At 72.5% G+C, this 18,424-nt stretch carries 14 protein-coding genes and 1 riboswitch; of the genes, 9 read left to right on the top strand and 5 right to left on the bottom strand.

Going from position 1 to position 18,424, the window contains the following annotated elements; genetic code table 11:
• Entirely contained in the window at positions 1 to 1,062 is a 1,062-nt protein-coding gene (locus DIZ27_RS30045) for a CdaR family transcriptional regulator (protein WP_109381589.1), read from the bottom strand.
• 257 nt (positions 1,063 to 1,319) lie between these two features.
• Here DIZ27_RS30045 and DIZ27_RS30050 point away from each other — a divergent pair, with 257 nt between their 5' ends.
• The 4 genes from DIZ27_RS30050 (at position 1,320) to DIZ27_RS30065 (ending at position 10,015) form a co-directional block, all read left to right on the top strand.
• Entirely contained in the window at positions 1,320 to 1,694 is a 375-nt protein-coding gene (locus DIZ27_RS30050; protein WP_258308598.1) for a hypothetical protein, read from the top strand.
• Positions 1,695 to 1,957: 263 nt separating this feature from the next.
• On the top strand, positions 1,958 to 4,003 hold the full coding sequence (locus DIZ27_RS30055) for a hypothetical protein (protein ID WP_109381591.1): 2,046 nt from the start codon (positions 1,958 to 1,960) through the stop codon (positions 4,001 to 4,003).
• A 76-nt stretch (positions 4,004 to 4,079) separates the two neighbouring features.
• A complete protein-coding gene (locus tag DIZ27_RS30060; protein ID WP_109381592.1) occupies positions 4,080 to 9,035 on the top strand; it encodes a DNA repair ATPase in 4,956 nt (1,651 codons plus the stop codon).
• Between the two features lie 185 nt (positions 9,036 to 9,220).
• The gene (locus tag DIZ27_RS30065; protein ID WP_109381593.1) at positions 9,221 to 10,015 is read left to right on the top strand and encodes an SGNH/GDSL hydrolase family protein; all 795 of its coding nucleotides are present in this window, start codon (positions 9,221 to 9,223) and stop codon (positions 10,013 to 10,015) included.
• 127 nt (positions 10,016 to 10,142) lie between these two features.
• Here DIZ27_RS30065 and DIZ27_RS30070 read toward each other — a convergent pair whose 3' ends face one another.
• Genes DIZ27_RS30070 through DIZ27_RS30085 form a run of 4 tightly spaced genes read right to left on the bottom strand, consistent with a single transcriptional unit; the run spans position 10,143 to position 12,816 of the window.
• Positions 10,143 to 10,982, bottom strand: a complete 840-nt coding sequence (locus tag DIZ27_RS30070; protein WP_109381594.1) for an energy-coupling factor ABC transporter ATP-binding protein — start codon at positions 10,980 to 10,982, stop codon at positions 10,143 to 10,145.
• Positions 10,979 to 11,728: a cobalt ECF transporter T component CbiQ gene (gene cbiQ, locus DIZ27_RS30075; RefSeq protein ID WP_109381595.1), complete on the bottom strand. Its 750-nt coding sequence runs from the start codon at positions 11,726 to 11,728 to the stop codon at positions 10,979 to 10,981. The genes DIZ27_RS30070 and cbiQ overlap by 4 nt, the downstream gene beginning before the upstream one ends.
• 6 nt (positions 11,729 to 11,734) lie before the next feature.
• Complete coding sequence (locus tag DIZ27_RS30080) at positions 11,735 to 12,112, bottom strand: energy-coupling factor ABC transporter substrate-binding protein (RefSeq protein ID WP_109381596.1); 378 nt, start codon at positions 12,110 to 12,112, stop codon at positions 11,735 to 11,737.
• The gene (locus tag DIZ27_RS30085; protein WP_109381597.1) at positions 12,109 to 12,816 is read right to left on the bottom strand and encodes an energy-coupling factor ABC transporter permease; all 708 of its coding nucleotides are present in this window, start codon (positions 12,814 to 12,816) and stop codon (positions 12,109 to 12,111) included. The genes DIZ27_RS30080 and DIZ27_RS30085 overlap by 4 nt, the downstream gene beginning before the upstream one ends.
• A 28-nt stretch (positions 12,817 to 12,844) precedes the next feature.
• Positions 12,845 to 13,054: riboswitch (cobalamin riboswitch) on the bottom strand.
• Positions 13,055 to 13,232: 178 nt separating this feature from the next.
• Here DIZ27_RS30085 and DIZ27_RS30090 point away from each other — a divergent pair.
• Genes DIZ27_RS30090 through DIZ27_RS30110 form a run of 5 tightly spaced genes read left to right on the top strand, consistent with a single transcriptional unit; the run spans position 13,233 to position 18,393 of the window.
• Positions 13,233 to 14,828: an ABC transporter substrate-binding protein gene (locus DIZ27_RS30090; RefSeq protein ID WP_109381598.1), complete on the top strand. Its 1,596-nt coding sequence runs from the start codon at positions 13,233 to 13,235 to the stop codon at positions 14,826 to 14,828.
• Positions 14,829 to 14,848: 20 nt separating this feature from the next.
• A complete protein-coding gene (locus DIZ27_RS30095) occupies positions 14,849 to 15,817 on the top strand; it encodes an ABC transporter permease (protein ID WP_109381638.1) in 969 nt (322 codons plus the stop codon).
• 5 nt (positions 15,818 to 15,822) lie between these two features.
• A complete protein-coding gene (locus DIZ27_RS30100) occupies positions 15,823 to 16,731 on the top strand; it encodes an ABC transporter permease (RefSeq protein WP_109381599.1) in 909 nt (302 codons plus the stop codon).
• Complete coding sequence (locus DIZ27_RS30105) at positions 16,728 to 17,711, top strand: ABC transporter ATP-binding protein (RefSeq protein ID WP_109381600.1); 984 nt, start codon at positions 16,728 to 16,730, stop codon at positions 17,709 to 17,711. The genes DIZ27_RS30100 and DIZ27_RS30105 overlap by 4 nt, the downstream gene beginning before the upstream one ends.
• Entirely contained in the window at positions 17,704 to 18,393 is a 690-nt protein-coding gene (locus tag DIZ27_RS30110; protein ID WP_109381601.1) for an ABC transporter ATP-binding protein, read from the top strand. The genes DIZ27_RS30105 and DIZ27_RS30110 overlap by 8 nt, the downstream gene beginning before the upstream one ends.
• The last annotated feature ends 31 nt before the right edge of the window (positions 18,394 to 18,424 follow it).

An 18,424-nucleotide genomic window follows, 5' to 3' on the forward strand; every position in this document is an offset into this window, starting at 1 on the left:
TCAGAGCTCGTTGGCCGGCCAGGCCAGCAGGCGGGCGCCGATGACCGACGTCTGGAGCATGTAACGGTGCGCCGGGTCCGACGGATCGGCGCCGGTGAGCTTGTGGATGCGTTCCAGACGGTACGTCAGCGCCCGCACGCTCAGTGAGAGCCGGCGGGCCGCCTCCGCCGCGACACAACCGGAGTCGAAGTACGCGGTGAGCGTGTCGAGGAGGGGCTCCGCACCGCCCCGGGCCGTGGTGAGCGGACCGAGGGTGTTGCGGACCAGATCGGCCATCGCCTGGCGGTCGCGGGCCAGGACGGGGTAGACGAGCAGATCGGCGGCGCGCAGCAACGGCTCGTCGAGCCCCAGCCGTTCGGCTATCTCCAGGGTGCGCAGGGCCTCTTCGTAGGAGTGGACGACACCGCCGGGCCCGGACTGCGGGCGGCCGATGGCGATCTGACCGCCGTCGGTCGCGGCGTGCGCCTGCTTGGCGAAGTGGGTGAGCACCTCGCCGTGGTGACCCGGCGCGACGCACAGCAGCCGCCCGTCCTTGGTGGTGAGCAGGATGCTGCGGTCACCGAACCGGGCGACGAGGGCCTGCTCCACCCGCCGCGGCACGGCGTCCCCCTCGTCGTAGGCGACGGGGCCCCGGGCGACGGCGACGGCGTGCTCCTGGGACAACCGCAGCCCGAAGCGGTCGGCGCGTTCGGCGAGCCGGCCCAGGTCGCTGCGCCCGTGGAGCAGATCGTCGATGAACTCCCGCCGGGCCGCCTCCTCCCGACGGACCGCCAGCCGCTGCGCCCGCTCGTAGCCCTCGGCGAAGGCGTCCACGGCCTGCTGGACGGCGGAGAGCGCCGCCTCGGCCGAGTCGGTGTGGCCGCGCGGCCAGGCGTCGCGTGCGGCGGTCAGATGGGTGCGCACCAGGGCACGCAGTCCGAAGCCCGCCTCCGCGGCGCGTTCCCCCAGTGCTTTCCGGGAGGCCAGCTCGTCCCGGGAGAGGCGCCGGCCGGTGGCCGCGACCTCCTCCAGGATCTGGGCATAACCTTCGAGATACTCCTCCGGAATCTCCCGCTCTGCCACATCGCCCCTTCGATTTTGACGCGTCCTTGACGCCGTCTTGATGCGTCGTTGATGCCCTACCCGGCATGAAGACCCTAGTGAACATTGCCGGGTTCCGGCAATGCACGGACGGCCCGGCAGCGGGCAACATGGTCCGCGGGGAGCACCGCGGATGGTTCCGGTGCCCGGCACCGGCAGGCGTCGGGCACCGAAGCCCGAGAGGACCGGTGCTGCCGCCGGTACGAGCCGCTGACGGGAAGGGGGGGACGGAAATGCACATGATCGCAGAGGCCGCCACGGGCCTGCCCACCCTCCTGTTCACCACGGCCCTCGTCGTGGCGGCCTGCTTCTGGCTGTTGGTGGCCGTGGGTGTCACCACCCCCCACGCCTTCGACTCGGACGCGGATCTCGACGCCTGGGGGATGGGCGGGGTGCCGGTCGCTCTCGCGCTCTCCCTGCTGGCCCTGTTCGCCTGGCTGCTGGCCACCGGCGCGACCGTGCTGCTGGCCGTCCACGTCCCCGACGGGGCCGCCGCGAGGTCGCTGCGCCTGCCGGTCGTGTTCGCCGCGTTGCTCGCCGCCTGGCGGCTGACCCGCTTCTTCGTGCGCCCGTTGCACCGGCTCCTGCCCGACGAACCCGAGCCGTCCCGGTAGTTCCGCGGGCTCGGAGGGAACCGGGACGGTACGCCGCACGTGTCTCGTGACGGAGTCGGTCGACGGCTCCCGCGCAGGCCGAGCGTGCCACGCGACCACGCCGCACCACCACGCCGTACGAGCCGTCCGGGCTCTCCGGGCTCTCCGGGCTCTCTGAGTTTCCCGAGCCGAGCCGCACCGGGAGGCTCCGCCCGCTCCACTTCTCGACGCCCGGCGTCGACCTGTCACTTCTGTCCGTCACAAAGCCCTGAAGGACGTGTCCCATGGATGCTGCCACCGTGGGTGTCGCCGTGCTCGTCGGCGTCTGCCTGCTCCTCGTGTTCGCCGCCCTGTTGATCATGACCAAGCTGTTCCGCAAGGTGGAGCAGGGCAAGGCGCTCATCGTCTCCAAGATGCGCAAGGTCGACGTGACCTTCACCGGGCAGGTCGTGCTGCCGGTGCTGCACAAGGCCGAGGTGATGGACATCTCGGTGAAGACCATCGAGATCACCCGGGCCGGCAAGGAAGGCCTGATCTGCCAGGACAACATCCGCGCCGACATCCGCATCACGTTCTTCGTCAAGGTCAACAAGACCGTGCAGGACGTCATCAAGGTCGCCCAGGCGGTCGGCACCGCGCGGGCCAGCGACCGCAACACCCTGCAGGAACTGTTCCACGCGAAGTTCTCCGAGGCACTGAAGACCGTCGGCAAGCAGATGGACTTCACCGACCTCTACACCAAGCGTGAGGAGCTGCGGTACCGGATCATCGAGGTCATCGGGGTCGACCTCAACGGTTACCACCTCGAGGACGCGGCGATCGACTTCCTGGAGCAGACGCCGCTGTCCCAGCTGGACCCGGGCAACGTGCTCGACGCGCAGGGCATCCGCAAGATCACCGAGCTGACGGCCATCGAGCACGTCCGCACCAACGAGGCCCAGCGCGGCGAGGAGAAGGAGATCACCCGGCAGAACGTCGACGCGCGGGAGGCGATCCTGGAGCTGGAGCGCCGCCAGGTCGACGCGGAGATCAAGCAGCGCCGGGAGATCGAGACCGTACGGGCCCGTGAGGAGGCCGAGACGGCGCGGGTGGTGGAGGAGGAGCGGCTGCGCGCGCAGAGCGCCTTCCTGCGCACCGAGGAACAACTCGGCGTGCAGCGTGAGAACCAGGCCCGCGAGGTCGCCGTCGCCGCCAAGAACCGCGAGCGGGTCATCGCGGTGGAGAGCGAGCGCATAGAGAAGGACCGGATGCTGGAGGTCATCGCCCGCGAGCGGGAGACCTCGCTGACCCGGATCGCCGCCGACAAGGAGGTCGAGGCGGAGAAGCGGGAGATCGCCGAGGTCGTCCGGGAGCGGGTCGCGGTGGACCGTACGGTCGCCGAGCAGGAGGAGTCGATCAAGAAGCTGCGGGCCGTGGAGGAGGCGGAGCGGCAGCGCCAGGCCGTGATCATCGCCGCCGAGGCCGAGGCGCAGGAGAAGCTGGTCAAGGACATCAAGGCCGCCGAGGCCGCCGAGCAGTCCGCCACGCACCGTGCCGCCGAGGAACTGACCCTGGCCGAGGCCCGGTTGAAGACCGCCGACCTGGACGCGCAGGCGAAGCTGCGGATGGCCGAGGCCGTCCAGGCGGAGGCCGCCGCCGAGGGACTCGCCGCCGTGCAGGTCCGCGACAAGGAGGCCGAGGTCATCGAGAAGGCCGGCCGTGCCGAGGCCGGGGCGGCCGAGGCCCGGATGCGTGCCGAGGCCGAGGGCGCGCGGGTCAAGGCGCTCGCGGACGCGGAGGCCATCAGCGGGAAGCTCAGGGCGGAGGCGGCCGGCCTCACCGAGAAGGCGGCGGCGATGGCCGCGCTGGACGAGGCGTCCCGCGGTCACGAGGAGTACCGGCTGCGGCTGGAGGCGGAGAAGGACGTACGGCTCGCCGGCCTGGAGGTGCAGCGGCAGGTCGCCGAGGCGCAGGCCACGGTCCTCGCGACCGGCCTGGAGAACGCCGACATCAACATCGTCGGCGGGGAGTCCGTGTTCTTCGACCGGCTGATGTCGTCGATCTCCCTCGGCAAGAGCGTCGACGGGTTCGTCCAGCACTCCGAGACCGCCCAGGCCCTCGCCGGGCCCTGGCTGGACGGCACGGCGAGCTTCACCGACGACCTGAGCCGGATGCTGGGCTCCGTCTCCAGCGCCGACGTACAGCACCTGACGGTGTCCGCGCTGCTGATGCAGCTGATGAAGGCGGGCGGCGAGAACACCGGACAGTTTCAGCAACTGATCGAAAAAGCTGGGGAGTTGGGACTTGCGAACATCCCGCTGGCCGCGCTGAACGGCCACGCGAGGGCCTGACGCGCCCGACCACCCCCATCGGGAGCCGCCGCACAGGGGACGGCGGCTCCCGACCGCTCCCTCCCGAGAGGCAGCCATGAGCACCGGCACCCACGAGACGCCCGACACCCGCGCCCACGCCCCGGCCGACACCGGTACCGGCCCCGGCGCCGGCTTCCACGGGTCGGTCGACGGCGGCACCTACCAGGTGCTGCGCGACCGGCTGTCCGCGCAGGCCGCCGAACTGGCCCGCCGCACCGAGGCGTTGAACCGGCAGAGGATCGAGGCGTTCGGCTCCACCGAACTGCGCCTCACCGGCACCGAACGACTGCGCACCGACCGCGCGAGCGTGCCCCGCGACATCGTCGCCGTGGGCGACGTGCTCCTCTTCGGCTACGGCGCCCAGCCCCGCCCGGACACGGACACCGCCGTCGGAGACGTCCTCGCCGCCCACGACCGCGACTTCAACCGGCTGCCCGACGACGCCGTACCCGGACTCCTCGACGACCCCGCCTTCGTACGGGAGTTCGCCGCCCTGCACCGCTACTACCGCCAGGCGCGCCTGCTGCGGCTGCGCCGCGTGGACGGCAAACTGCTCGCCGTCTTCCAGACCGGTGAGAAGGCCGGCGACATCCGCGTCCTGCGCTGGTCGGTGACCGAGGACGGCCGGGCCGCCTTCCTCGACGCGCGCGGCGACCGCGACCACGCGCGCACCCCGGCCCCGGACATCGAGTGGATCCGCACCACCCGCGAGGACCACGTCCTCGGTCGGCACCCGCACGTCTCCGTCCAGGGGGAGGTCTTCGTCGACACCCTCGGCGGCACACTCACCGTCAAGACGGAGAGCGACACCGAGACCCCCGAGGGCATCCACAGCGAACCGGTCGACGAACCGCTCCAGTCCCTCGCCGACGCGGAGGTCTCCTACGCCCGCGTCGGCGCCCTGATCCTGCTGCGGGTCCTGCCCTACAAGGAGACCGCGCACCGCCACCTCGTCTTCAACACCCTCACCCGGACCGTCGTCCGCCTCGACGGCGTCGGACAGGGCTGCCGGCGCCTGCCCGAGGACCAGGGCATCGTGTTCCCCGGCGGCTACTGCCTGGCCGCCGGACCCCACAAGACGTACGAACTCGACACGACCGGCATGGAGTTCGAGCGCGAGGTGCGCTCACCCAACGGCGAGGACGTGCTGTACGCCTTCCACGCACCCGGCCGGGGCCGCGCCCTGCTGCTGTCGTACAACGTGATCCGCGAGGAGGTCGCCACCCCGCTGACCTGCCACGGCTGGGCCCTGTTCGACGACGGCGCGCTCACCCTGCTGCGGCCCGACGGCGACGAACCGGCCCGCGTCCACCCGCTCCAGCAGTGGTACTCGCCCTACGTCTCCGACACCCACGCCGCCGCTCAGCCCGTCGGCGACGGCCCCCTCGACCGGGTCGGCAACGCCGACCTCGTACGCGGCGTCTCCGACTGCCTGTCCCTGGCCCGCTCCGTCACCGAGACCACCCCGACCACCGAGGTGTACGAGGCCCTGGTCGCCGCCTGCGTCCGCACCGCGGACGCCCACCACTGGCTGGCCGACCCCGAACTCGGCGATCTGCACGCCCCGTTGGAGCAGGTGCGCGGCACCGCCGAACAGGTCCTGGCCGAGTTCGAGACCGTACGCGACCTCTCCCGCCGAGCTGCCGAAGCACTCGACGAGGCGGCCGCCCGCATCGCCTCCGTGGTACGCCGACTGCGCGGAGAACAGCCCCGCGAGGCCACCGCCTGGGTCGCCGGACTCACCGAACTCCGCCACGCCCAGGGCCACCTGCTGACCCTGAAGGAGATGCGGTACGCCGACCACGCCCGCATCGACGAACTCGCCGCCGACGCCGGGCACGACCTCGCCTCCTTCGGACAGCGCGCGGTCACCCATCTCGCCCACGAGGACGCCTTCGCGGCCCACCACGCCGACGTCGAACGCCTCGTCGCCGACGCGGAGGCGATCGGCACCGCCGCCGAGGCGGCCCCGGTCGCCGCCCGCCTGGACGAACTCGCCGACGGACTGCGGACGGTGACCGAGGTCGTCGCCGGCCTCGACATCGGTGACGCGACCGTCCGCACCGCCGTACTGGAACGCGTCGCCGAGGCCCTCGGCGGCGTCAACCGCGCCCGCGCCACCCTCGACGCCCGCCGGCGCGGCCTGCGCGACCGGGAGGCACGCGCCGGATTCGCCGCCGAGATCGCCCTGCTCGGCCAGACGGTCACCGGCGCCCTCGCCGCCGCCACCGACCCCGAGTCCTGCGACGAACAACTGACCCGCGTACTGGCCCAGTTGGAAACCCTGGAGTCCCGTTTCGCGGAGTTCGACGACGTGCTCGGCGAACTCGCCGACCAGCGCACCGAGATCTACGAGGCGTTCGCCGCCCGCAAACAGAGCCTCACCGACGCCCGCGCCCGCCGCGCCGAACAGCTCGCCTCCGCCGCCGACCGCGTCCTCGCGACGATCGCCCGCCGCTCCACCACCCTCGCCGACACCGACGAGGTGAGCACCTACTTCGCCTCCGACCCACTGGTCGCCAAGGTCCGCCGCACCGCCGGTGAACTGCGCGAACTCGGCGACCGGGTCCGGGCCGAGGAACTCGACGGACGCCTCCGCTCCGCCCGGCAGGAAGCCGCCCGCGCCCTGCGCGACCGCACCGACCTCTACGCCGACGGCGGCCGCGCCCTCCGCCTGGGCGGCCACCGCTTCGTCGTCACTACCCAGCCCCTCGACCTCACCGTCGTCCCGCACGGCGACACCCTCGCCTTCGCCCTCACCGGCACCGACTACCGCAGCCCCGTCACCGACCCCGCCCTCATCGACGGCCGCCGCCACTGGGAGCGGCACCTGCCCTCCGAGTCGCCCGAGGTCTACCGCGCCGAACACCTCGCCGCCCGCCTCCTGCACGAGCACGGCCCCGCCGCCCTGAACGGCGCCGACGACCTCGACGCCCTGGTGCGCCGGGCCGCCGAGGAGGCCTACGACGAGGGGTACGAGCGCGGCGTCCACGACCACGACGCCACCGCGATCCTCACCGCCGTGCTGCGCCTGCACGACGGGGCCGGAGTCCTGCGCCACGAGCCCGCCGCCCGCGCCCTCGCCCTGCTGCACTGGACCCACGGCACCACCGCCGAGGAACGCGCCGACCTCACCCGCCGGGCCCGCTCCCTCGCCCGGGTCCGCGACGCCTTCGGCCCGCCCCCCGCGCTCGCCGAACTGCACACCGAACTCGCCCGCACGATCGCCGACCGGCACCCCGGCGCGACCGCCCGACCGGAAGCCTGCGCCGCCTACCTCTTCGACGAACTCACCACCGGCCCCGACGGGTTCGTCATCAGCGCACAGGCCCGCACCCTGCTCGACAAGTTCCGCCGCACCGTCGCGACCGAGGCCTACGACGAGGACCTGCCCGCCCTCACCGACCTCACCGCCCGCCGCCAGCTCGTCGAGGCCTGGCTGTCCGCGTACGCCACCGCCACCGGCACCCACCTCACCCCCGGCGACCTCGCCGAGGCCGTCGCCGCCGAACTCTGCCCCGACCAGCCCCGCCACGAGTCCGACGTACCCCTCACCACCACCGTGGAGGGCCTGCTCGGCACCCACTCCCGCATCACCGACCGGCGCCTGGCCCTCCGCCTGGACGAATTCCTCGCCCGCACCCAGGAGTTCCGGGAGCACGACACCCCCGCCTTCCGCGCCTTCCAGCGCCGCCGCACCGCCCTGGTCGACGCCGAACGCACCCGGCTGCGCCTGGACGACCACCGCCCGCGCGTGATGTCGACCTTCGTCCGCAACCGCTTGGTCGACGAGGTCTACCTCCCCCTCATCGGGGACAGTCTCGCCAAACAGCTCGGCACCACCGGCGAGTCCGCACGCACCGGCACCGGCGGACTGCTGCTCCTGGTCTCCCCGCCCGGCTACGGCAAGACCACCCTCATCGAATACGTCGCCGACCGGCTCGGCCTCGTCCTGGTGAAGATCAGCGGCCCCGCGCTCGGCCACACGGTCACCTCCCTCGACCCGGCCGAGGCGCCGAACGCCACCGCACGCCAGGAGATCGAGAAGATCAACTTCGCGCTGGCCGCCGGCAACAACACCCTCCTCTACCTCGACGACATCCAGCACACCTCGCCCGAACTCCTCCAGAAGTTCATCCCGCTCTGCGACGCCACCCGCCGCGTGGAGGGTGTGTGGGAGGGCGAGCCGCGCACCTACGACCTGCGGGGCAAGCGGTTCGCCGTCTGCATGGCCGGCAACCCGTACACCGAGTCCGGCGAACTCTTCCGGGTGCCCGACATGCTGGCCAACCGCGCCGACGTGTGGAACCTCGGCGACGTCCTCACCGGCAAGGACGACGCCTTCGCGGCCAGCTTCGTGGAGAACGCCCTCACCGCCAACCCGGTGCTCGCCCCGCTCGCCGGACGCGACCGAGCCGACCTCGACCTGCTGATCCGCCTCGCCGAGGGCGACCCCACGGCCCACGCCGACCGGCTCACCCACCCCTACGCCCCCACCGAACTGGACCGCGTCCTGGCCGTACTGCGCCACCTGCTCACCGCTCGCCGCACGGTCCTGGCGGTCAACGCCGCCTACATCGCCTCCGCCGCCCAGTCCGACGACGCCCGCACCGAGCCGCCGTTCCGCCTCCAGGGCTCCTACCGCAACATGAACAAGATCGCCCAGCGGATCCAGCCGGTCATGAACGACGCCGAACTCACCGCCGTCATCGACGACCACTACACGGCCGAGGCCCAGACCCTCACCACCGGCGCGGAGGCGAGCCTGCTCAAACTCGCCGAACTGCGCGGCACCCTCACCCCCGCACAGGCCGACCGCTGGGACGAGGTGAAGGCCGCCCACCTCCGCACTCGCACCCTCGGCGGCCCCGACGACGACGCCCTCGTCCGCGCGGTCGCCGTCCTCGCCCTCCTCGGCGACCGCATCGCCGCCGTCGAGTCGGCCATCACTCGCGCGGCCGGCCCCCGGGGCGCCGGCCGGGGACCTTCGGGGGATCGGAACGTCATCTGAAGGACTGTGAATTCCCTTAGATGAAAGGGGTTTATCTACGCGCGAAGATGATCCGGCTGAATGATCATTCAGGCATTACGGGCGGCTTTTCGCCGAGGTGTTACTGACGAGTTCCAGCCCTGCTAAAAGAGTGGTTGTTTCATCAACCAACCACTCTTTCCCCGCACTTCGAAGGGCTGACCGCTATGTCAGTGCGTTCTCTCCGGGCCTCCGTGCTGGCCTTCGTCATGGGTACCGCAGCCGTCCTAGGCATGGCGCAGCCGGCCTCGGCGGCCGGCCACAACTACGTGGCTCTCGGCGACTCCTACTCCTCCGGCGTGGGCGCCGGGAGCTACACGTCCGAGAGCGGCACCTGCAGACGCAGCACCAAGTCCTACCCCCAGCTCTGGGCCGCCGCGAACGTCCCGTCCTCGTTCACCTTCGCCGCCTGCAGCGGCGCGACCACGACCAGCGTCTCCAGCGGCCAGCTGGGCGCACTGAACACGTCGACCACGCTCGTCAGCGTCACCGCGGGCGGGAACGACATGGGCTTCGCGGACGTCATGCAGGCCTGCGTGCTGCAGAGCGAGGCGACCTGCGTCAGCCGCGTCAACTCGGCCATCTCCCTCATGAACAGCTCCCTCCCGGGCAAGCTCGACACGATGTACAACAACATCCGCTCGCGTGCCCCGAAGGCCCGCGTGGTGGTCCTGGGATACCCGCGCTTCTACAAGCTCTCGGGCAGCTGCATCGCCGGACTCACCGAGGTCGAGCGCGGCGCGATCAACAACGCCTCGGACGTGATGAACGGGGTGATCGCCAAGCGGGCGGCCAACGCCGGGTTCACCTTCTCCAGCGTGGTGGACGAGTTCACCGGACACGAGCTCTGCTCGGGCGACGCCTGGCTCCACAGCGTGGCGATCCCGGTCGAAAACTCCTACCACCCGAAGGCCGTCGGCCAGTCGAGCGGCTACCTGCCCGCCTTCCGCACCTCGGTCTAGCCGAAGCCCGACCTTCGGACGGTGCCGGGCGCGCAGGCCCCGGCACCACCCGAACCGAGCCCCCGAGCAGACCCGCTCTCCTCCCACCCGCGCGACGCCACCCCCAACCCGACCCGCGGACACCGCACTACGGGTCCACCGCGTCCATCGCGGCCAATTCCTCCGGCGTCCGGGGACCGGCGGCCGTGTCGGCCAGCAGGCCCCGGGCGCGGAGCAGGCGCGCGGCCGCCACACCCCACGGCAACCGCAGCCCCGCCGCCGCGAGGAGGTCCGTGCGGGCCAGCATCGTGGCCGCCGGGCCGGTGCGGGCGCCGGACGGCGTGAGCAGCGCCGCGTCGTCGGCCCAGCGCAGGGCGAGGTCCACGTCGTGGGTGGCCATGACGACCGTGGTGCCGTTCGCGCGCAGCCCGTCGAGGGTGGCGAGCAGCCGCTCCTGGCCGTCGGGGTCGAGCCCCGCCGTCGGTTCGTCCAGGATCAGGACCCGGGGCCGCATGGCGACCGCGCCCGCGATCGCCGTCCGCTTGCGCTGCCCGTAGGACAGCAGATGGGTGGGACGGTCGGCGAGAGCGGTGATGTCCAGCGCCGCCAGCGCCTCCGTCACCCGCGCCCGCACCTCCGCGTCGGACAACCCCAGATTCAGCGGACCGAACGACACGTCCTGGCCCACGGACGCCGCGAACAACTGGTCGTCGGGATCCTGCACCACCAGCTGCACGGTCGTCCGTAGCCGGGTCAGCCCCTTGCGGTCGTACCGGACGGGCCGGCCCGCCACGGTCAACTCGCCCGCACCCGGCCGCAGTCCACCGCTCAGCAGCCGCATCAGCGTCGTCTTGCCGCTGCCGTTGCGGCCCAGCAGGGCGAGCGCGCGCCCCTCCCGCACCTCGAAGTCGAGGCCGGTGAGCACGGCCGGGCCGTCCTCGTACGCGAACGACGCGCCCCGCAGGGCGACCAGCACGGGCCCGCTCATGACAGGGGTCCTTCCAGGACGAGGGTGAGGACGGCCAGCGCGACAAGCAGCACCACGCTCCCGGCCGTGAAACGGACGGAGACCCGGGCTTCCGGCACCAGCACGCGCAGCGTGCCGTCGTAGCCGCGTCCGGCGAGCCCCGTCTGCAGCCGCGCCGCCCGGTCGAAGGACCGGACGAACGCGGTCGCGCCGAGCCCGCCCAGCGAACGCCATGTCGCCGCACGGGTGGTGTGCCCGAGCCGGGCCGCCTGAGCCTCCCGGACCCGGCGCACCGAGTCGAGCAGCAGGAAACTCATCCGGTACGTCACCAGCGCCACATCGACGAGGGGAGCGGGCACACCGGCCCGTACCAGGCGCGGCAGCAGATCGGACATCGGCGTGGTGAAGGCGAACAGCAGCACCCCGAGGGAGGCCGCCGACGTGCGCAGCAGCAACTCCCCGGCACGCAACGGCCCGTCGTCCGCCCAGGACACGAACCCGTCCGGCCCGCCCACCCGCACCAGCAGCGTCAGCGCACCGGTCACGCAGAAGCCCAGCGGTACCCGGTAGGCACGCCACAACCGCCGTCCCGGCACCCCCGCCGGGCCCAGCAGCACCGCGAGTGCGGTCAGCAGCACCAGGGCCGAGCCCGGCCAGGGCGGCAGCGAGACCGCCAGCACGGTGAGCCCCAGCCCGAGCACGGCCTTGTCCACGGGATGACGGCGGCGCCAGCGACTGCTGTGCGCCGCCGCGTCGATCGGCAGCACGGGGAATCAGCCCCCGGGTCCCGCGGGGGCCGAGTCCTCGACGTCCGCCTCGGTGCCGGCCCCCCGCTCCTGCTCCGCCCGCGCCCGTTCCGCCCCCTGCCGACGCCCCCGCCGCAGCCCGAAGTAGTACGCGAGCACGCCCGCGCCGATCGCCGCCTGGAGGGCGAACAGCGCCGACTCGATCTCCCCGGACGGCGGTTCGTACAGCGGCGAGAACCACGGCTCGTAACCCGGGTCGATCTCGGTGATCGCGGTCTCCGCCTCCGCGTCGGCGCCCGCGAACGGCTCCTCCTTGTGGTCGCCGAGCCCGAGGACCAGCGGCACCACGGCGAGCACGGCGACCAGAAGCAGCAACAGGGAGTTGATCTTCGCGTCACGGCTCATCGGGCCACCGCCTCGCCCGCGCCCGCCGACTTCTTCCCGAGCCCGGCCACCAGCACCCCGAGCCGGGTCAGCTCGCCCTTGCTGGACTGCACCAGCATGCGCATCACCAGCACCGTCAGCAGCCCCTCGCTCACCGCGAGCGGGATCTGCGTGACGGCGAAGATGGAGCCGAACTTGCCGAGCGCGCCCAGGAATCCGCTGCCCGGGTCGGGGAAGGCGAGCGCCAGCTGCACACTCGTCACGCAGTACGTCGACAGGTCGGCGACGAACGCGCCGCAGAACACCGCGGCCATCAGCGGTGCCCCGTACCGCCGCAGCAGCCGGTAGACCCCGTACCCCGCCCACGGCCCGACGACCGCCATCGAGAAGACGTTGGCGCCGAGCGTGGTCAGCCCGCCGTGGGCGAGCAGCAGGGCCTGGAACAGCAGGGTGATGGTGCCCAGCACCGCCATGACCGGCGGCCGGAACAGGATGGCGCCCAGCCCGGTGCCGGTGGGATGGGAGCAACTCCCGGTCACCGAGGGCAGTTTCAGCGCGGACAGAACGAAGGTGAACGCTCCCGAGGCGCCCAGCAGCAGCGTGCTCTCGGGGTGTTCCCTGACCTCACGGGTGAGCGACCGGGCTCCGTGGACGACGAACGGCGCCGACGCGACGCCCCAGGCGACCGCGTGCGCCGGCGGTAGAAAACCCTCGGCTATGTGCATGCTCAGCAGACCCTCTCCAGCACCTCGTGGATGGTTGACGCGCCTTGGCCGGTCTCCTGGCTGACGGGTACCACCGCCCGTGCTCCGCCTTCCCGGGTCCGAGGGGGACCCAGTGGCTGCCGTTCGGTCCTGTCGGGGGACAGGACCTGGGGCCGGAGCCGGACTTCCCGATCACAGTGGCGAGGGCCGCACCGGCATCACACCGGATTTCCCGTTCACCAAGGCGTGGCGACACTAGACCCGGTCCCGGGCCGCTGACAAGCAGTCCCCCGGGGGCGCGCGGACGGCGCCCCGCAGCTCGCACCCCGCGGACCCGGCCCACCGAAGCGCGGGAATGAGGGGAGGGGGTCCTGGGCAGAACCCTGCTGCAACTAATATGCAACAACGAGATCCGGGCAGCAAAGGTGTGAGATTCGATGACGACCCGACGAATAAAGGGTGCCGCCGTCGCGGCGGCCACGGCTGCCGCGGTCGCCGCGTGCTCGGCGCCCAGCGGCGGCACGGACCGCGCCGCGGGCGGCGGGTCCGCCGACTCCGTGGTGATCGGGGTCGCCTCCGAACCGGACACCCTGAGCCCCCTGCTCGGCTACGGCAAGGACGGCAACTCCAAGATCTTCGACGGGCTGCTCGCCCGGGACGCCGACCTGGAACTCGAGCCCGCCCTCGCGAAGGCGCTCCCCGAGATCACCGATGACGGCCGCACCTACACCTACACCCTGCGTCCGGGCGTGAAGTTCAGCGACGGCGAACCCCTCACCGCCGAGGACGTCGTCTACACGTACGAAACGGTGCTCGACGACAAGACCAACAACACCGCCAAGAGCGAACTCGACGCCGTCAAGGACGTCCGGGCGGACGGCGACGACAAGGTCGTCTTCACCCTCAAGTACCCCTACGCGGCCTTCCCGGCCCGCACCGTCCTGCCCATCGTCCCCGAGCACGTCGCCGGTGAGCAGGACCCCAACACCGGCGCCTTCAACACCGAGCCGATCGGCACCGGACCGTACGTCCTCACCGGCTGGAGCAAGGGCGAGAAGCTCACCTTCAAGGCGAACCCGGACCACTGGGGCGGCGCTCCGAAGGTGAAGAAGCTCACCATGGCGATCATCGCCGACGACGACGTCCGCGCCACCCGGCTGCGCTCCGGCGACCTCGACGGCGCGACCCTCCCGCCCAACCTCGCCGCCACCTTCAAGAACGACGACGCCCGCAAGACCTACCGGGCCACCACCTACGACTTCCGCGCCGTCACCCTCCCCACCGGGAACAAGATCACCGGCGACACCACGATCCGCCGCGCCCTCGACCTCGCCGTGGACCGCCAGGCCATGGTCGACAAGATCCTCGACGGCGCCGGCCGCCCCGCCTACGGGCCGCTGCCCCTCGACGACCCCTGGTACGCCAAGGACATCGAACGCCCCCAGGACCTCGCCGAGGCCAAGAAGATCCTCGACCGCGACGGCTGGAAGGCCGGCCAGGACGGCATCCGCGCCAAGGACGGCGCCCGCGCCGCGTTCACCCTCTTCTACCCCTCCGGCGACAAGGTCCGCCAGGACCACGCCCTCGCCTACGCCTCCGACGCCAAGAAGGCCGGCATCGACGTCAAGGTCGAGGGCGCCACCTGGGAGGTCATCGAACCCCGGATGGGCAAGGACGCCGTCCTCGCCGGCTTCGGCAGCACCGGCGACCCCGACTTCGGCCTCTACACCCTGCTCCACTCCTCCCTCGCCGGCGACGGCTTCAACAACATGCCCCACTACGACAACCCCGCCGTCGACGAGGCCCTCGAGACCGGCCGCCGCGCCCAGAACCCCGACGACCGCAAGGCCGCCTACGACGACCTCCAGCGCGAACTCGTCAAGGACCCCGGCTACACCTTCCTCACCCACATCGACCACCTCTACGTCCTCGACGACCACTGGGGCGACCTCACCACCCAGGTCGAACCGCACGAGCACGGCTTCGCCAGCGGCCCCTGGTGGAACGCCGAGGACTGGCAGCCCGAGAAGTGAAGACCCTGCCCTGGGCGGCGATGGGGCACCTCGTGGCACGGCGGGCCCTGCTCGCCGTGCCCGTCCTCCTCCTCGTCACCTTCGGCGCGTTCGCCCTCGCCGCCGCCTCCCCGTTCGACCCCGTCAAGGCCTACGCCGGCACCGCCGCCCTCGGCGCCGACCAGGAAACCCTGGACCGGCTCCGGGCCAACCTCGGCGTGGACCAGCCCTTCGCCGTCCGCTGGTGGGAATGGCTGACCTCCGCGCTCACCGGCGACCTCGGCCACTCCAGCGTGATGCGGCAGCCGGTGGCCGAGGCGATCGGCGAACGGCTGGTCTGGTCGACCCTGCTGTGCACCGTCGCGTTCGCCGTCGCCGTCCTCCTCGGCACCCTGCTCGGCGTCCTCGCCGCCCGCCGCCCCGGCTCGCTCCTCGACCGCACGGTCACCTCCCTCGCCTACTCCCTGGAAGCCGCGCCGGTCTTCTGGATCGCCCTGCTCGCCGTCTGGCTGTTCGCCCTCAACCTCGACGTCCTCCCGGCCGGCGGCCTCACCGACACCGGTAGCGAACACGTCACCGCCGGTCAGGTCGCAAGCCACCTGATCCTGCCCGCCGGCGTCCTCGCCGTCTCCCAACTGCCCTGGTTCACCCTCTACGTCCGCCAGGGTGTCGGCGACGCCCTCGCCGAGGACCCCGTGCGCGGCGCCCGCGCCCGCGGCCTCGCCGAACGCACCGTCCTGCTCGGCCACGCCCTGCGCTCCGGCCTGCTGCCCGTCCTCACCCTCATCGGCTCCCGCGTCCCCGAACTCATCACCGGCGCCCTCCTCGTGGAGACCGTCTTCAGCTGGCCCGGCATCGCCGCCGCCGCCGTCGAGGCGGCCACCGCCGTCGACTTCCCCCTCCTGGCCGCCCTGACGACCCTCGCCACCGCCGCCGTCCTCGCCGGAAACCTCCTCGCCGACCTCCTGTACGGACTGATCGACCCGAGGGTCAAGCTGGATGAGATGTGATCCCCATGGCTGACACCACCGTCGAGAAGGCCGACGCGACCGCCCCCACGGCCGCGACCGCCTGGCGCTCGCACGGCACCACCCGCCGCTCCACCCACACCCTGCGCCTGCGCGTCTCCGCCACCCTGGTCGCCCTCACCGCCCTCGCGGTGCTGCTCGTCCCCCCACTGGTCCAGCTCGACCAGCAGGCCGTCGACCTCGCTTCCAAACTCCTCCCACCCAGCTGGACCCACCCCTTCGGCACCGACGACGTGGGCCGCGACCTCCTGCTGCGCTGCGTCTACGGCCTACGGGTCTCCCTGCTCGTCGGCGTCGTGGCCGCGCTCACCGCCACCGTCATCGGCACCGCCGTCGGAGCCACCGCCGGAGCCCTCGGCGGCTGGGTCGACCGCCTCGTCATGCGCCTGGTCGACACCGTCTCCTCCGTCCCGCACCTGCTGCTCGGCATCTTCATCGTCGCCATGTTCCGCCCCGGCGTCTGGCCGGTGGTGATCTCCGTCGCCCTCACCCACTGGCTCTCCACCGCCCGCATCGTCCGCGCCGAGGTCCTCTCCCTGCGCTCCCGCCCCTACGTCGACGCGGCCGTCTCCGGCGGCGCCTCCCGCCTGCGGGTCGCGGTACGGCACCTGCTGCCCGGCGTACTGCCCCAGGCCGGCCTCGCCGCCGTCCTGATGATCCCGCACGCCATGTGGCACGAATCGGCGCTGTCCTTCCTCGGCCTCGGCCTGCCCACCCACACCGCCAGCCTCGGCACCCTCATCCAGGGCGCCCGCGGCTCACTCCTCGCCGGCCACTGGTGGCCCACCCTCTTCCCCGGCCTGTTCCTGATCATCCCCACCCTCGCCATCGCCGGACTCGCCGGAGTCTGGCGGGAGCGGATCAACCCCCGCCGCCGATCGGAGCTGACGCTGTGACCGAGCGACCTCCCGTGCTGTCGGTCCGCGGACTGTCGGTGCGCTTCCTGGTACCCGACGGCGGCCGCATCGCCGCCGTCACCGACGCGCACTTCGACGTGGCGCCCGGCGAATGCCTCGCCCTGATCGGCGAGAGCGGCTGCGGCAAGTCCGTCCTCGCCTCCGCCCTGCTCGGCCTGCTCCCCGCCAACGCGCAGACCGCCGGCCACGCCCGGCTCGGCGACCTCGACCTGCTCACCGCCGACGAACGCACCCTCGCCCGCACCGTACGCGGCCGACGCATCGGCCTCATCCCGCAGAGCCCCGCCGCCCACCTCACCCCCGTCCGCACCATCCGCTCCCAGATGGAGGAGACGGTCGCCGAACTCACCGGCGTCCGCGGCCGCGCCGCCCTGCGCGCCGCCGCCGAACAGGCCGCCGCCCGCGCCGCCTTCCCCACCGACCACCTCGACCGCCACCCCCACGAACTCTCCGGCGGCCTCGCCCAACGCGCCGCCACCGCCCTCGCCCTGATCGGCGACGCACCCCTCCTCCTCGCCGACGAACCCACCACCGGCCTCGACCGCGACCTGGTGGACCACACCGTCGACGAACTCCGCCGCCACGTCGACGCCGACGACGAACACGCCCGAGCCCTCCTGATGATCACCCACGACCTGACGGCAGCCGAACGCATCGCCGACCGGGTCGCCGTCATGTACGCGGGCCGCATCGTCGAACTCACCGACGCCGAAACCTTCTTCGGCAACCCCGGCCCCCGCCACCCCTACAGCCGCGGCCTCCTGAACGCCCTCCCCGACCGCGCCTTCACCCCCATCCCCGGCATGCCACCCGAACTCGGCGCCCTCCCCGAAGGCTGCCCCTTCGCCCCCCGCTGCGACCGAGCCACGGCCACCTGCGCGACCCTCCCGCCCCTCACCGCGTCGGCCGCCTGCCACCACCCGCTCCCGGTCGAGGCCCTGGAGGACGTCCGTGCTTGAACTGCGCGCCATCACCGCCGGCTACGACCGACGCTCGGCCCCCGCCGTCCGGAACGCCTCCCTCACCGTCGCCCCCGGCGAGGCCGTCGGCCTGCTCGGCCCCAGCGGCTGCGGCAAGTCCACCCTCGCCAAGGTCGCCGCCCTCCTCCACCGCCCCGACGCAGGCACCCTTCTCCTCGACGGCACCCCCGTACGCCACTGGCGCCACCGCGCCCCGCGCTCGCTGCGCACCGCCTTCGGCGTCGTCTTCCAGCAACCCCGCCTCTCCGCCGACCCCCGCCTGACCCTCACCGACCTGATCGCCGAACCCCTGCGCGCCACGGGCCGCCGCGCCGAGGCCCCCGACCGGGTCGCCGAACTGGCCTCCACCGTCGGCCTCACCCCCGACCTGCTCACCCGCCGCCCCCACGAGGTCAGCGACGGCCAACTCCAACGCGCCTGCCTCGCCCGCGCGTTGGTCCTGCGCCCCCGCTGGCTGATCTGCGACGAGATGACCGCGATGCTCGACGCCTCGACCACGGCCGCCCTGGTGGCGGTGGTCGAGGACTACCGCACCGAAACCGGCGCCGGCCTGCTGGCCGTGAGCCACGACCGCACCCTCCTCGACCGCTGGTGCGACCGCACGGTCCACTGGGACACGGTGGCGCCCCGGCCGGTGTCGTCTGCCCGGTCCGCGCAGTGAGCGTATCGACGTCACGCCCCACGTAGCCTCT

The organism is Streptomyces sp. NWU339 (assembly GCF_003143855.1).
In the GTDB taxonomy this organism is placed as follows: domain Bacteria; phylum Actinomycetota; class Actinomycetes; order Streptomycetales; family Streptomycetaceae; genus Streptomyces.